The sequence below is a fragment of the Vibrio sp. J2-4 genome, from assembly GCF_021728155.1.
Taxonomy (GTDB): Bacteria; Pseudomonadota; Gammaproteobacteria; order Enterobacterales; family Vibrionaceae; genus Vibrio; species Vibrio diabolicus.
On record NZ_JAKKCN010000002.1, the window covers coordinates 591,577 to 604,553 of the forward strand.

14 protein-coding genes are annotated in these 12,977 nt (G+C 44.3%); 10 read left to right on the plus strand and 4 right to left on the minus strand.

The window, feature by feature from the left end:
- Positions 1-119: 119 nt before the first annotated feature.
- The 10 genes from ccmA (at position 120) to L3V32_RS08190 (ending at position 8,175) form a co-directional block, all read left to right on the plus strand.
- On the plus strand, positions 120-737 hold the full coding sequence (gene ccmA, locus L3V32_RS08145; RefSeq protein WP_193447003.1) for a cytochrome c biogenesis heme-transporting ATPase CcmA: 618 nt from the start codon (positions 120-122) through the stop codon (positions 735-737).
- A gap of 1 nt (position 738) precedes the next feature.
- A complete protein-coding gene (ccmB, locus tag L3V32_RS08150) occupies positions 739-1,407 on the plus strand; it encodes a heme exporter protein CcmB (RefSeq protein ID WP_006741714.1) in 669 nt (222 codons plus the stop codon).
- Between the two features lie 109 nt (positions 1,408-1,516).
- The gene (locus tag L3V32_RS08155; RefSeq protein WP_237284095.1) at positions 1,517-2,260 is read left to right on the plus strand and encodes a heme ABC transporter permease; all 744 of its coding nucleotides are present in this window, start codon (positions 1,517-1,519) and stop codon (positions 2,258-2,260) included.
- Positions 2,261-2,271: 11 nt separating this feature from the next.
- Entirely contained in the window at positions 2,272-2,478 is a 207-nt protein-coding gene (gene ccmD / locus L3V32_RS08160; protein WP_005380515.1) for a heme exporter protein CcmD, read from the plus strand.
- Entirely contained in the window at positions 2,475-2,960 is a 486-nt protein-coding gene (ccmE, locus tag L3V32_RS08165; RefSeq protein WP_054868024.1) for a cytochrome c maturation protein CcmE, read from the plus strand. Before ccmD ends, ccmE begins: the two co-directional genes overlap by 4 nt.
- The gene (locus L3V32_RS08170) at positions 2,957-4,933 is read left to right on the plus strand and encodes a heme lyase CcmF/NrfE family subunit (protein WP_139060712.1); all 1,977 of its coding nucleotides are present in this window, start codon (positions 2,957-2,959) and stop codon (positions 4,931-4,933) included. The genes ccmE and L3V32_RS08170 overlap by 4 nt, the downstream gene beginning before the upstream one ends.
- Before the next feature lies 1 nt (position 4,934).
- Positions 4,935-5,489 (plus strand): DsbE family thiol:disulfide interchange protein, encoded by a 555-nt coding sequence (locus L3V32_RS08175; protein ID WP_237284096.1) that lies wholly within the window; start codon positions 4,935-4,937, stop codon positions 5,487-5,489.
- A complete protein-coding gene (locus tag L3V32_RS08180) occupies positions 5,486-5,971 on the plus strand; it encodes a cytochrome c-type biogenesis protein (protein ID WP_005380519.1) in 486 nt (161 codons plus the stop codon). The genes L3V32_RS08175 and L3V32_RS08180 overlap by 4 nt, the downstream gene beginning before the upstream one ends.
- The gene (gene ccmI, locus L3V32_RS08185) at positions 5,971-7,185 is read left to right on the plus strand and encodes a c-type cytochrome biogenesis protein CcmI (RefSeq protein WP_053349549.1); all 1,215 of its coding nucleotides are present in this window, start codon (positions 5,971-5,973) and stop codon (positions 7,183-7,185) included. Before L3V32_RS08180 ends, ccmI begins: the two co-directional genes overlap by 1 nt.
- A gap of 216 nt (positions 7,186-7,401) precedes the next feature.
- Positions 7,402-8,175, plus strand: coding sequence for a VacJ family lipoprotein (locus tag L3V32_RS08190; protein WP_005394290.1), 774 nt, complete (start codon positions 7,402-7,404; stop codon positions 8,173-8,175).
- 73 nt (positions 8,176-8,248) lie between these two features.
- Here the strand turns inward: L3V32_RS08190 and L3V32_RS08195 are convergent, their stop codons facing one another.
- From L3V32_RS08195 to L3V32_RS08210, 4 genes are all read right to left on the minus strand, one after another.
- Positions 8,249-9,577 carry an outer membrane protein transport protein gene (locus L3V32_RS08195; RefSeq protein ID WP_046875549.1) on the minus strand — a complete coding sequence of 443 codons (1,329 nt, stop codon included), beginning with the start codon at positions 9,575-9,577 and terminating at the stop codon, positions 8,249-8,251.
- 309 nt (positions 9,578-9,886) lie between these two features.
- Positions 9,887-11,146 carry an outer membrane protein transport protein gene (locus L3V32_RS08200; RefSeq protein ID WP_006741718.1) on the minus strand — a complete coding sequence of 420 codons (1,260 nt, stop codon included), beginning with the start codon at positions 11,144-11,146 and terminating at the stop codon, positions 9,887-9,889.
- Positions 11,147-11,443: 297 nt separating this feature from the next.
- Entirely contained in the window at positions 11,444-12,175 is a 732-nt protein-coding gene (locus L3V32_RS08205; protein ID WP_005380527.1) for a DUF3379 domain-containing protein, read from the minus strand.
- Positions 12,168-12,743, minus strand: a complete 576-nt coding sequence (locus tag L3V32_RS08210) for a sigma-70 family RNA polymerase sigma factor (RefSeq protein ID WP_029836529.1) — start codon at positions 12,741-12,743, stop codon at positions 12,168-12,170. Before L3V32_RS08210 ends, L3V32_RS08205 begins: the two co-directional genes overlap by 8 nt.
- Positions 12,744-12,977: the final 234 nt, after the last annotated feature.

Below are 12,977 nucleotides of genomic sequence, written 5' to 3' on the forward strand. Positions count from 1 at the left end.
GTGTGACGATTAATTAACAAAAATACATGAACTTACATACATCCCAGCCCTCTTATCCTGTTTTGTCATAACTAAGCTGTGCTAATATAGCGCTTCGTTCATTTTTTAGTTGAAGCTCTATGTTAGAAGTATCTAACCTGACAGCGATCCGTGATGAGAGGGTCCTGTTTGAAAACCTGCAGTTTGAAATTAGGCCTGGTGAATTGGTCCAGATAGAAGGACGCAATGGTACTGGCAAAACTACGTTACTACGTATTGTGACAGGTTTAGGTGATAGAGAAGAAGGCATCATTAAGTGGAAAGGAGAAGAGGTTGAAAAATCTCGTGATGTTTTCCATCAAGATCTGCTGTTCTTAGGGCATCAAACTGGAGTGAAACGAGAGCTTACCGCACTAGAAAACTTACGTTTTTACCAATCTATTCAAAATAACCGCTCTTCTGACGAAGAAATCTTAACTGCTTTAACTCAAGTTGGTTTGGCCGGTCGAGAAGATGTGCCTGTAGCACAGCTTTCCGCAGGTCAGCAACGACGAGTGGCACTAGCAAGGTTATGGCTCAGTAAGCAAATTTTATGGATTTTAGATGAACCGTTGACCGCCATCGATAAGCAAGGCGTCAAAGTGCTTGAATCTTTGTTCGCAAGTCACGCTGATAATGGCGGTATTGTCGTGTTGACGACGCATCAAGATATGTTTTCGGACAGCCCGAAACTTAGAAAAATAAAGTTGGGTGATTGATATGATTCCATCTATGACCACCATCATTCGCCGCGAGCTATTGATAGCATTTCGCCGTCAGGCAGACATTCTGAACCCGCTTTGGTTCTTTATTATTGTTATTACTCTGTTTCCTCTTAGTATCGGGCCTGAACCAAATTTGTTAGCACGTATTGCAGCGGGCATTGTTTGGGTTGCCGCATTGCTATCCGCCTTATTATCATTAGAGCGTCTATTTCGTGATGATTTTCAAGACGGTGCATTGGAACAAATGATGCTAATGCCGATTCCATTGCAACTTGTAGTGGTTTCAAAGGTCATAGCACATTGGTTGTTAACAGGGTTACCTCTGATCCTAATTAGCCCATTATTGGCGGTTTTACTTTCGCTCGATTTCAATACTTGGCTATCTGTTGTACTAACCTTGATGATCGGTACACCGACACTAAGTTTTATTGGAGCTATTGGTGTGGCTTTGACGGTTGGGTTGCAAAAGGGTGGCGTTCTTTTGAGTTTGCTTATTCTTCCGCTCTACATCCCAATTTTGATTTTCGCAACATCAGCAATTGATGCCGCCGCGCTTGGTATGGCGTATAACGGTCAACTAGCAATTTTAGGTGCGATGCTAATGGGAGCGATGACGTTAACGCCTTTTGCCATTAGTGCCGCATTGAGAGTTAGTGTTAACTAACTCAATAAAGTGCCAATGAAGCGGCGCTTGATCAAAGAATTATTATTAAAGCACTGCTACGGTCTCAACCCTTTAGACAGTGTCCCTGAAGTAAGAGTGAGAACAAAACATGTGGAAATGGCTACATCCTTATGCCAAGCCAGAAACCGCTTACCGTTTGAGTGGTAAGTTTCTGCCTTGGTTTTCTGTATTGGCCCTCGTATGCTTATCGGTTGGTACGGTTTGGGGGCTTGCATTTGCGCCTTCAGATTACCAACAAGGTGACAGTTTCCGAATCATCTACATTCACGTCCCATCAGCTATTTGGTCTATGGGCGTTTATATGTCGATGGCGATTGCGGCATTTATTGGCTTAGTATGGCAAGTACGTCTATCTGATATGGCGGCACTTGCGATGGCGCCGATTGGTGCGGTATTTACCTTTATTGCTCTACTTACTGGTGCCGTTTGGGGTAAGCCAATGTGGGGCACTTGGTGGGTATGGGACGCCCGTCTTACTTCAGAATTGATTCTTCTATTTCTCTACCTTGGTGTTATTGCGCTTTATCACGCGTTTGACGATCAGAAAACAGCCGCAAAAGCGGCGGGTATTTTAGCGATCGTAGGCGTCGTGAACCTACCTATCATTCACTTTTCCGTAGAATGGTGGAACACGCTTCACCAAGGCGCGACGATCACGAAATTTGAACAACCTTCTATTTCATCCGACATGCTTTGGCCGTTATTGCTAAACATCTTTGGCTTTGCGTTCTTCTTTGGTGCAGTGACGATGGTCCGTTTCCGTAACGAAATCATCAGTAAAGAAAGTCACCGCCCTTGGGTGCGCAAACTCGCAGCAGAACAAACTCAGTGAGGTAATTTATTATGCATTTTGAATCTCTGAGCGACTTTTTTGCCATGGGTGGCTACGCATCATACGTATGGAGTGCGTTTGGTATTACTTTCTTATCCATGCTGATTCTTCTGATCACTAGCCTTCGCCGCGGTGATGCATTATTGAAAGAAGTGAAAGCAAAAATTGACCGTCAAGCTCGTATCGACGCAGCGAAGAACATGGAGAACACCTTATGAACCCGAGACGTAAAAAGAGGCTAGGTATCGTACTAGCGATCTTTATCGGTATTAGTGCCACCATTGGTTTGATACTTTATGCGCTTAACCAAAATATGGACCTTTTCTACACTCCAACGGAGTTGGTTAATGGTAAGCCAGATGGCACCAAGCCAGAAATAGGCCAGCGTCTGCGTATAGGTGGTATGGTGGTTGTGGGCTCGGTTCGTCGAGATCCTAATTCTTTGAAAGTGAGTTTTGACCTGCACGATGTCGGTCCGAAAGTGACGATTACTTATGATGGTATTCTGCCTGACTTGTTCCGTGAAGGGCAGGGTATTGTGGCTCAAGGTGTACTGAAAGATGCCACGACAGTTGAGGCATTTGAGGTCCTAGCGAAGCACGATGAAGAATACATGCCACCAGAAATTGCGGAAGCGATGAAGAAAACGCATGAACCGCTTCAATACAGCACCGAACAGAAACAAGGAAGCGGCCAATGATTGCTGAAATCGGTCACTTTGCTCTCATTCTTTCGCTTGCAATGGCAGTGCTGCTGAGCGTATTGCCATTGTGGGGAGCATCGAATAATAACACAATGCTCATGAACACAGCGCGACCGTTATCTTGGTCTATGTTCCTAATGCTGTTGTTCTCTTTCGCCATTTTATGTTGGGGATTTTATACCAACGACTTCACGTTACAGTATGTAGCGAGCAACTCGAATAGTCAGCTTCCTTGGTACTACCGTTTAACCGCAGTATGGGGTGCACACGAAGGTTCACTGTTGCTATGGGTTTTAATCCAAGCTGCTTGGACTGTCGCTGTAGCGACGTTTAGTCGTGGTATGCCGCAAGAGTCGGTTGCACGTGTACTTGCCGTAATGGGCATGATCTCAGTGGGTTTCCTACTGTTTATCATCTTAACGTCAAACCCATTCTTACGTACGTTGCCTTTCTTCCCGGTTGACGGGCGTGACTTGAACCCTCTGCTTCAAGACCCCGGTTTGATTGTTCACCCGCCAATGCTTTACATGGGCTACGTTGGTTTCTCGGTTGCCTTCTCTTTTGCGATCGCATCCCTAATGACCGGACGCCTTGATACGGCTTGGGCTCGTTGGTCTCGTCCTTGGACAACCGCTGCATGGGTATTTTTAACACTCGGTATCGCACTAGGCTCTTGGTGGGCTTACTACGAACTTGGCTGGGGTGGCTGGTGGTTCTGGGACCCAGTAGAAAACGCATCATTCATGCCTTGGTTAGCGGGTACCGCATTAATGCACTCTCTTGCCGTGACAGAAAAACGCGGCACATTTAAAGCGTGGACGGTACTATTGGCAATCTCTGCATTTTCGTTGAGTTTGTTGGGCACATTCTTAGTCCGTTCCGGTATTTTAGTATCGGTGCACGCGTTCGCGTCTGACCCGTCGCGCGGTATGTTTATTCTAGGCTTCCTCGTTTTCGTTATCGGCGGCTCTTTATTGCTGTTTGCTGTAAAAGGGGCAGCAGTACGTGTACGTGGTAACTTCGACTTAGTCTCTCGTGAAAACGCGCTCTTAGCCAACAACGTATTACTTATCGCAGCACTTGTTGTGGTGTTAGTGGGGACACTGTTGCCGCTCGTACACAAGCAGCTTGGTTTGGGGTCGGTTTCTATCGGTGCGCCATTCTTCGACATGCTGTTTGCTTGGTTGATGATGCCATTTGCTTTCCTACTTGGTATTGGTCCACTTATCCGTTGGAAGCGAGACAATTTATCTAAACTTGTGAAACCAATGCTCATTTCAGGTGTGCTTGCTTTCGCCTTGGCTGCGGTATGCGTGTTCCTGTTTGCCGACTTCTTCTCAACCATGGCTTACATTGGCTGGGTAATGGCGATTTGGATTATTGCAATGCATGGCTTTGAACTATATGAGCGTGCAACGCACCGTCATAGCTTTAGTGAAGGCGTTCGCAAGCTGCAACGTAGCCACTGGGCAATGATGTTGGGTCATGTTGGTCTGGCGGTATCTGTTATCGGTATTGCGATGGTACAGAACTACAGCATCGAGCGTGATGTGCGTTTAGCACCTGGCGAACACTTCCAAATTCAAGGTTATGATTTCTACTTCTCAGGCCTGCGTGATAAAGATGGTCCAAACTACGATGGCTACATCGCGGATTTTGAGATCACACATGATGGCAAATACGTGAATACGCTTCACGCTGAGAAGCGCTTCTACCGTACGGCTAAGTCTATGATGACCGAAGCTGCCATTGACCGTGGAATTAGTCGTGACTTATACATTGCAATGGGTGAACGTTTAGACGACAACCGATCTTGGGCTGTTCGTATTTACTATAAACCGTTCGTTCGTTGGATTTGGGCTGGCTCTTTGATTATGGCGTTAGGCGGTGCACTAGCGATTTCAGATAAGCGTTATCGCTTCCGTAAATCTTCAAAGAAAAACGCGAAGTCAAAAGAGCAGGAGGCATAACATGAATAAGAAAATCTTATTTATTCCGCTCGTCGCTTTCATGATTTTGGCGGGCATTTTCGCAACCCAGTTAATGCGCAACCAAGAGGGCGATGATCCAACGAAATTGGAGTCGGTTTTGGTTGGTAAGCCAGTTCCTGAGTTTCACTTAGAAGACTTAGCTGAACCTGGAAAACAATACGACCAGTCAATTTTTAAAGGTGAGCCGTTGCTCTTGAACGTTTGGGCAACGTGGTGTCCAACATGTTATGCAGAGCATAAATACCTAAACGAATTGGCGGGTAAGGGCGTTAAGATCATCGGTATGAATTACAAAGATGATCGTAACAAAGCGGTAGGCTGGTTGAATGATCTCGGCAACCCTTACTTAATTAGCCTATTTGATGGTAGCGGTATGCTTGGTCTTGACCTTGGCGTTTATGGAGCACCAGAAACATTCATTATTGATGCAAATGGTGTGATTCGTTATCGCCATGTGGGGGATGTAAACCCACATAATTGGTCAGAAACACTGGAGCCGCTTTACAACAAATTGGTTGAGGAGGCGAAGCAATGAGAAAGCTGATCCTTGCAGTTTTTGCTGCCATGACATTATCTCTTGCTGCTCACGCTGCCATTGAAGTATACGAGTTCGATAACTTGGAACAAGAACAGCAGTTCAAAGAGCTAAGCCATACGCTCCGTTGCCCTAAATGTCAGAACAACACGATCTCGGATTCTAACGCTGAACTTGCTCAAGACTTACGCCATAAGGTGTACGAAATGACCAAAGAAGGTAAGTCCAAAGATGAGATTGTTGATTACATGATCGCCCGTTACGGTAACTTCGTGACTTACAACCCACCATTTACGGTCGCGACTGCGATTTTGTGGCTAGGGCCACTCGCTGTAGTACTGGGTGGTTTTGGTTTGATTGTACTGCGTAGCCGTAAATCTAAAGTTAAGGCAAAAGCGAGCAGTGACGAGCAATGGGATGAGCAAAAAGAAGCTCGTTTAAAAGCATTGCTTGAAGAAGAGAACAACGGAGATAAGAAGTAATGACACTATTTTGGATTTCCACCGTTGCTCTCACGCTTATTGCTTGTGCGCTGGTGGCTTTGCCGCTGCTTAAACAAAAAGCGAACAATGATGATGTGTTACGCGATGAGCTCAACAAGGCATTTTATAAAGACCGACTATCTGAGCTTGCAGAAGAAACTGACGAAGGTCTTGTTGAAAGTGAAGACGAACTGATTTCTGATCTAAAGCAATCACTGCTTGACGATATCCCTGGTGATAAAGCGCAAAAAGAAACCAAGGTTTCTCCAATCGCGGTTTTAGTTCCATCGGTAATTCTGACGGTGGTGCTGAGCTATGGTTTGTATTATAAATTTGGCGCGTCAGACGATATTGTTCAATGGCAAGAAGTGTCTGCAAATCTACCTGAGTTATCGAAAAAGCTGATGTCGGCTTCTTCTGAGCCGCTGAGTGACGATGAAATGGCGGATTTGACCCTTGCCCTTCGAACTCGCTTACATTACCAGCCGGAAGACTCGACAGGTTGGTTACTGCTAGGTCGTATTGCGTTAGCAAATCGTGATGTCACCACAGCTATCGATGCGATGGAAAAATCGTACCGCCTAGAGCCAAAAGACCCAGATGTGATGTTGGGTTATGCACAAGCTCTGATGCTGTCTCAAGAGGAAATGGATCAAGCGACGGCTCGCTCATTACTCGGCAAGCTGATGCAGCAAGACTATGTCGATCTGCGTGTGTTTTCTTTGTTAGCGTTCGATGCGTTTGAGCGTCAAGACTTCCCGGCAGCCATCAAGTACTGGGGAATCATGCAGCAAATGATTGGTCCAGAAGATAGCCGCTACGAGATGTTGTCACGCAGTATTGAGAGTGCTCGTAAGCAAATGGGCGAAGCGGTTTCACCGGATAAGAGTGTAGCTGTGACAATTGATGTGGCACCAAATGCTCAGTTGGATCCAAACGCAGTTCTCATTGTGTCAGTACATCGTTCTGATGGCTCCCCAATGCCTGTGGCTGCTGCTCGTTATCCGCTAGGTACTTTCCCTCGCACAGTCGTATTAGATGATGGCAATGCCATGATGCAAGGGCAAAAGTTATCTTCACTCGATAAGCTAATCGTCCGTGTGCGTGTAGATTCTGACGGTAACGTAGCAACGCGTGATCAAGATTGGCACGGAGAAAGTGACGTCGTTGAATTTGGCGCACCAGTAGAAGTGACCATTGATCAGCAGTATTAATTGTTAACATCTGTCTCTGAAACATGACAACGAGGTAGAGTCAGTTGCCTTTAGTGGTATGACTCTAAACGATCGAGTAGAATACCGAAGGCCAGCGATTGCTGGCCTTTATTTATTCCCATATCTGAGTCATCTTTACTATGTATCCTGCTCAACATACGTACAATGGTTAATCGGGGTGACTTAGGTACATTAATAGTCGTTATGGAAAATAAAATGTATAACAAGGGTAAATCTACCTTCTTGTTACTGCTTGCAGTTGGACTGGTTGGCTGTTCAAGTGCGCCTGATGAAGCAGTAACAGGACAAGAAACAAATCAAACGACTTCTGATGTGTATGACCCGTTGGAAGGCTTTAACCGAACCATGTGGGAAATCAACTACGAATATTTAGATCCGTATTTGGTTCGTCCTGTATCACTTGCGTATGTGGAATACACGCCAGTTCCTATTCGTTCCGGTATCGCTAACTTCTTGTCGAACTTAGATGAGCCAGCCAGCATGGTTAATAACTTAGTCATGGGTAACGGCACGAAAGCCGTGGACCACTTTAACCGTTTTTGGATTAACTCGACGTTTGGTATTTTCGGTTTATTCGATATTGCAAGTGCCGCGGGTATTACGAAATACGACGAGAAAGCGTTCAGTGATGCAGTAGGCCACTATGGTGTTGGAAATGGCCCTTACTTCATGATTCCAGGTTATGGCCCGTATACCTTACGTGAAGTGACAGATACCGTAGATAGTACGTATTTACCCCTCTCTTACCTCAACTTCTGGGCGAGTTTGGGTAAGTGGGCGTTTGAAGGCATGGAGAAGCGTGCTTTGTTAGTACCGCAAGAAGCACAGTTAGACTCGTCGCCGGATCCATACATTCTTACTCGCGATGTTTATATTCAGCGTCAAAACTTTAAAGCAGAAGTTGAAACCGTTGAAGAAGTGAACATCGAAGAAGAAGAGTATTTAGACGAATACCTAGAAGACTTTTAAGCGCTGTTCTTTACAATATACAAATAAAAAGGCTTAGCTGATGCTAAGCCTTTTTTGTATTTTTGCTGTTTGGTTAGAAACGGTAGTTTGCTTGAACACCGATTAGCCAAACATTACCCGTAGTTTCGCCTACGAATTGGCCGCCGACTTGTTCCGCAGCGTCGTCTGACTTGTAACCACGAGACTCAACGATTGGTGCGTCTTTCGCGAAAATATAGGTGAAGCCAGCGTCTAGGCTGAAGTCTTTTGTCCAATCGTACGTTGCACCAATACTTAGCCAAGTACGGTCAGTTTCTGGAATAGTGATCGTACGGTTTTTGTCGCTTACCGCTGAAGTATCGTATGCAATACCAGTACGTAGCGCTAGCTTAGGATCAAGCTGGTAAGTGGCACCAACAGCAAAGCGGTAGTTATCTTCCCAGTTTTCTACTTTAACCATATGCGTGCCAGCGGTATCTAGGCGTGCTTCCAATTTCTCGAAAGAGCTCCAATCCGTCCAGTTAAAGCTTGCGTGTAACGCAAGTTGGTCTGTTACTTGGTGGAAGCTTGCCAACTCAGCCGTTGCAGGCAGGTTTAGGTACATGTAGCCGTTGTCACGTAGTTGTGGAAGCTCAGAAGTACCGAAGCCAAAACCTAGACCTTCAGCATGGCCTTCAAGCTTCAGTTCAACTTCAGATTTGTACGCGAAGCCGATACGGTTATTTTCATTGATCTGCCATGCAGTACCAACTTGCCAGCCCCAAGCGGTATCGTCACCTTCCATGTATTTTAGAGCGGTACCTTGAGGAACACTGATAGGATCGCCAGTTAAAGGGTGCTTTCCTACAACGTTATTCTTAGGAGCTGCTGCGCCAAAGCTGCCTTCGCCGATGATGTAACGGATACCACCACCAACGCTGATTGATTCATTGACTTTGTAAGCTGCGTTTAAGTTCGCTTCCATTGTCGTTACGCTTGCTTCGTTACCGAAGTGTGATGCACCAAAGCCTTTACCTAAATCGGTTTCCATACCGTAGTTGGTGCCAAATGCCAAACCAATCGCGAATTTCTCATTGTATTGGTGTGATAGGTAGAAGTTTGGAATGATTGCATCATGTGCGAAATCATCTGAAGATGCAGAAGAAGTACTACCGTGGAAGTTTACATCACCTTCAATATCAATATTTGGGTTCACATAGATTGCACCAACGGACACTTGAGTGCCTTCCAAATAAGTTAGCATTGCTGGGTTACGCCATTGTGCACTTGCGTTGTCAGCCATTGCTGCTTCACCAGCATATGCTCGACCTAGGCCTGTTGCAGAATATTCAGCAAGTTGGAAACCTGCTGCGTTAGCCATGCCCGTTGTGCCAAGTAGGCTTAATGCCACTGCTGTTGATAGAAGAGTCTTGTTGGTTTTCATTCGAATGTTCGCTGATTTGTTTATAACGTGGGACGAAAGTTTAAAGGTAGAGTTTTTACTTTAGAAATGAAAATCCAGCACAAGCAGTCATTTGGAATATTATGCTTTCAAGTGTTGTTTGGGTGGTTTAATAATCTAACTGTGAAGGGCTTGTAAATGGAATTCAGCGAACAGCTGTGCGTCCTAATTGTGAGATTTAGATACACGTGTTCACTCAAATTGAGTGGGCAATAAATCGCAGATATGAAAAAAGGCTGGAAATCCAGCCTTTTATATAAAGTATTTTTCTACTAACTAACAGCGAAGCGCTTAGAAGCTACGGCTGTATTGTAAGCCGAATAGAATTGCGTCAGCATGAGTTGTTGCTGTTACACCGGTAGAAAGACCAGGAGCTAATTGAGTATTCTCATTAACTTTTACATCTTCACCTAACAAGTATGTGAAGCCAAAATCGATGTTTGAGCTATTATCAATATGGTAAGAGAAACCTGTTGAGAACCACTGGCGATCTGAATCTGGTACCGAGATAGACGTTACTTTATCTTGAGCACTTGTGTCGTACATGTAACCAGCACGAAGTGTCCAGTTGTTGTTTAGGTAGTAAGTACCACCAATTGCGTAGTGCCAGCCATCTTGCCATTGATAGTCTTTCGAGTAACCACCTTTAAGTAAACCCTGATTTAGGTTCTCAAAATCAATTTGGTCGAAATCTTTCCAACCGATGTATTGGATGCTGTAGTGTACAGCAAACTTAGTGTCTTGGATTTTGTGGAAACCAGAAAACTCGGCCATATCTGGTAGAGGTAGCGTGATTTCCTGACCTTTGTCGTCTTTTGCTGTAAATTCAGGGCTGTAACGATACGCTAGACCAAAACGGTTGTTTTCATCTAGTTCGTACACAGTACCAACGTTGAAACCAACAGCCCAACCATCAGCTTTATCTACGTCCAGAATTTTTTGACCGCCAACCCGTGGGACTGAAGAGCTAGTTGTACGCTTCATTGTGCCTTGGCCGTAGATTAAATCTAAACCAGCACCAAAGCTCCATTGTTCGTTTAAACGGTAAGAACCCGCAAAGCCAAAGTTGAAGCTTTTTACATCCGTAAGACCACCGTACTCGGTTGCGGTATAGTTATCTGAAAATTCAGTTTTAGTGCCGAAATTAGAGTATGCGTTTACGCCCCATGCAAACTTGTCATTTACTGGAACGATTAGGTGAATGTTTGGAGCTATTGACGTATCACCCACATCATCAGTGTCAGCAACATTTACAGTACTAGAACCCAAAGGAGTATTAACGTTATATTTCGCATCTTTCACTTCAATCATTGAAGTAATGCTTTCGAAACCTAGCGAAAGCTCCATTTTATCAAATAGAGCCATTGCTGCTGGGTTACGAGCCATTACCGCGGCGTTATCTGCGATTACTGCATCACCAGCAAATGCACGGCCGATGCCAGTTGCTGATTGAGCGTTGATTTGGAAACCCGCTGCCATCGATTGACCTGAGGCAAAAGCTACCGTTACTGCTAGGAGAGTCTTTTTAAACAGACGCGTGTTCTGAGTCATTTGTTTTTCCTTATTAGATTCGTCTCTTTGGACGATAAATTGAGCTTTTGCTCAGTGGCGCAGATAGTAGTATCAATAGTTGCTTGGACAAATCCGACCATTGGATAAAATTGAATAAAAATTGCAGAAATGATGTCTAAAAGACGGGAAATTGCACTTAAAATGCATAATTTAGAGTTTAAGCTCTAAATGCTATAGCGATGGTGAATGTTTTGTGTTCTATTTATACAAAAATGCCGCTAAATAAGATCATTTAGCGGCATTTAACCTTTTGAAGGCTGGAAATCGTCGAAGTTATTACATCGGTTTAATCATTGATGCAAGAGTCGTAGCGATAGCATCAATATTTTCACCTTCTTCTCCGACTAAAATCAGGCTTGAACTCCCGACGGGCTGAACGATTCCGGTCATGCCATCCTTATTAAAGTCGGTACTTTGTTCGCTAGGAATACCAGTAATAAATAACGTTACTTTACCTTTTGGACCTTGGAATACCATATGCACCGCATTGGATTCGCCAAAACCGCAGTGGTTTAGGTAGTAAACGTGATATGGAAAGTTTTCACTAAACTGGTAATGAAATGGCGACATTTTCGCATTAATTTGCGAGCTCGGTACATCCTCATCAAGATGACGAACAAAAGGTTCTTCATGAATAACGTGTTTCATCGCGGTATCCGCTAAACTGGCTTGTGCTGGAGACACCAAAACATTTCCCCAGTTTACTTGACCAACTAATAATCCTGCGGTGAACGCAATAGAAGCGGCAAGTGCCATTGCTTTGCGCACAAAGTTTGGTCTGACGACCTTCTCTTCATCAAGTGCACTCGACGTCTGACTAAATAAAATCTTATCAGCGAGATCTTCAGGTACATCCACATTCATGGCTTGTTTAATTTTTACGTCGAGATCCAAAACGTCATCAACAAACTTATTGTTGGCGTCGCTACCAGCTAAAGCTTGCAGAATCTCTTCATCCTTTTGTTTTGGATCCGACAAAATACGACGACGAAATTCTAAATCATCCATTCTTTTGTCCTCTCTTAGTATCTTGAGAATCCAACATCTCTTTGAGTTGATTACGAGCACGAAATAATCGAGTCATCACTGTATTTTTATTTAAATCAAGAATGTCGCCAATCTCTTCTCCGCTGAAACCACCGACAACTTGGAGAAATAAAGGCTCGCGGTATTCAACATCGAGTTTCATGATCTGTGCTTGCAGCCATTCTTGCTGATGATGTGGGTCATCGCTGACTTTAGCATCATTGCCGTAATCATCGATATCAACTAAATCAAATTGTTTACGTTCGAAGCGGCGCGCATTTTCTCGTCTCAATATTGTGATGAGCCAAGACTTGGCAGCTTTTTCGTCCTGAAGGCTATCGAGTGACTTCCAAGCTCTAAGACAGGTTTCCTGAACTAGATCTTCCGCTATCGCTTTATCTTTGCACAACCAGTATGCGTAGCGATATAAGTCACGATGGTACCCTCGGACGAGCGCTTCGTATTTTCTTTGCTTGTCCATATCAGAGTTGACCGGACTGTTGGAATTTTTCTTTCCAAACATTTTTAATATGGCCACAGGAGCCTCCATCCTCGCTCTGTGAGTTTCTTATTTGTTCTGAGCATGACTTTACTTTTCAATAGCCTCGCGGTTTCGGTTGAGCGTGTGTCGTAGATAACTTCTGACACAATAAGCTATGTGGTTACTTAAAAGTGTATACGCAAATGCCAAATATCATCGAACATGAATTGGTAAAGATTGTTAACAATATCATCATTAGTAATCAATGGTTTGGATAAGTTCATTCGATGGGACATAAAAAGA